Origin of the sequence: Streptomyces sp. W16 (genome assembly GCF_033194735.1) — a bacterium.
Lineage (GTDB): Bacteria > Actinomycetota > Actinomycetes > Streptomycetales > Streptomycetaceae > Streptomyces.
The window spans coordinates 1-2,062 of sequence record NZ_JAWOAI010000951.1; the positions used below are offsets into that span (position 1 = coordinate 1).

The 2,062-nt window shown below is 73.6% G+C and carries 1 protein-coding gene and 1 pseudogene; both read left to right on the plus strand.

Going from position 1 to position 2,062, the window contains the following annotated elements:
- Nucleotides 1–1,528, plus strand: a 1,528-nt coding sequence (locus R6V09_RS51805; protein WP_317888352.1) for a vWA domain-containing protein, incomplete at its 5' end; no start/stop codon positions are given.
- A pseudogene (locus R6V09_RS51810) lies at nt 1,525–2,062 on the plus strand (SWIM zinc finger family protein); the annotation flags it as partial. The gene R6V09_RS51805 and the pseudogene R6V09_RS51810, both read left to right, overlap by 4 nt.

The window sequence follows — 2,062 nt, forward strand, 5'->3', positions numbered from 1 at the left end:
GCGCAGACTCGCCGGACTGCTGACCGGGGCCGCACCGCTGCTCCAGTCGGCGCCGTCCGCGCTCGACCCGCTGCTCGACCGGGTCGACTCGCTCGGCGACCAGGCGTTCCTGGACCGGCTGCCCGCCCTGCGCGGCGGCTTCGACACACTGTCTCCGGCGGGCCGTGACCGTCTGCTGCACCCGGTCACGGAGCGGCTGGGCGATCGCCTCGACCTGACACTGTCCGCCTCCCCGCGCCTGCTGGCCCTGTGGGCGGCGGCGGACGAGGCCGGTCGTACGGCGGTGGAGGCCCTGCGGGCGGCACCGCCGACACCCCGGCCCGCCGATGCTCCGGACCCCGGGACCACCACCACCCGTCCCGCGCCGACGCCTGACCCTTCCGACGTGGACGGGCCGACCGACGGCGTACTGCGTCTCACGCGGACGGACCGGTGGCGCCTGCTCCTCGGCAGGGAGAGCGACAAGTTGTCGGCGGGCACCCGCCGTTACGCGCACGCGCTCGACGAGCTGTACGGAAGGGGGCGCGGCGAGGGCTCCTCGGACCTGGGCCGGGACAGCGGTCCCGGCGGGCAGGACGCCTCCTTCCCGTCGGCGCGTGAGTGGGCGGAGGAGCTCCAGGCGCTGTTCGGCGCGGAGGTACGCGAGGAGGTCCTCGCCCGCGCCGCCGATCAGGGTCGTAGCGACGTTCTGGCCGAACTCGACCCCAAGTCGGTACGTCCCTCGGTCGATCTGCTGACATCCGTGTTGTCGCTCGCGGGCGGGATGCCCGAGCAGCAACTGGCAAGGCTGCGCCCGCTGGTGCGCCGGCTGGTCGACGACCTGGCCAAGGAGCTGGCCACCCGGATGCGGCCCGCGCTGTCCGGACTGGCCACGCCTCGACCGACCCGCCGTCCGGGAGGCCGGATCGACCTGCCGCGCACTCTGCGGGCGAACCTGGCCCACGCCCGCAGGAGGGCCGACGGCAGCACCCTGGTCGTGCCGGAACGGCCGGTGTTCAGCACCCGTTCGCGCAAGGAGGCAGACTGGCGGCTGATCCTGGTGGTCGATGTGTCCGGGTCGATGGAGGCCTCCGTGATCTGGTCGGCGTTGACCGCGGCCGTGCTGGGCGGAGTGCCCACGCTCAGCACACACTTCCTGGCGTTCTCGACGGACGTGATCGACCTGACGGACCGGGTCGAGGACCCGCTGTCCCTGCTGCTGGAGGTGAAGGTGGGCGGCGGCACCCACATCGCGGCCGGTCTGGCCCACGCCCGCTCCTTGGTGACCGTGCCCAGCCGGAGCCTCGTGGTGGTGGTGAGCGACTTCGAGGAGGGCTATCCGCTGGGCGGACTCCTGGGCGAGGTACGGGCGCTCGCGAGTTCCGGGGTGCATCTGATGGGCTGCGCCGCTCTGGACGACTCCGGTACCCCGCGCTATTCCGTGCCGGTGGCCCAACAACTCGTCGCGGCCGGGATGCCGGTCGCCGCCCTCAGTCCTCTCGCCCTCGCCCGCTGGGTGGGCGAACGCCTCCGCGGAGAGTCCCGATGAACCCCCAACTGCCCCCGGTGGCGCCCGAGGTGGCCGCTGCGGCCGTGGAGGCCCTGACCTCCCGGCTGCGCAAGAAGCTGGACGCCGCGATCGACACGTACGTGGCCGCGCCCGTCATCGTCGAGGGTGCCGTGCGGCGGGTGCGGTGCGGTGAGGACGCGGAGGTCGTCCTCGCTCCGGGTCCTTCCGGGGCGGTCACGGACGCCGGGGAGGCCGTGTGCAGTTGTCTGCTGGCCCCGAAGTGCCTGCACCGCGCCGCTGTGCTCGGCGCGTGTCCGGTGGCCGACTTGGAGACAGCGGCAGCCGTGGACGCGACGGCCCAGGAGGTCGGTGCGTCCGAGCAGGACACCGCCGCAAACACCGTCCAGGACATTGATGCCGTACCCGAATCGGACACCGCCGCACTACCGCCGCAGACAGGTCCGACAGACGCGCAACTGACCGCCGCACACTCGCTGTGGGCCGCCGCGGCTGCCGTTCTGGCCGCCGGGGTGCCCGCTGCGGGCGCGGTGGCCCAGGCGGAGGTGCTGCGGG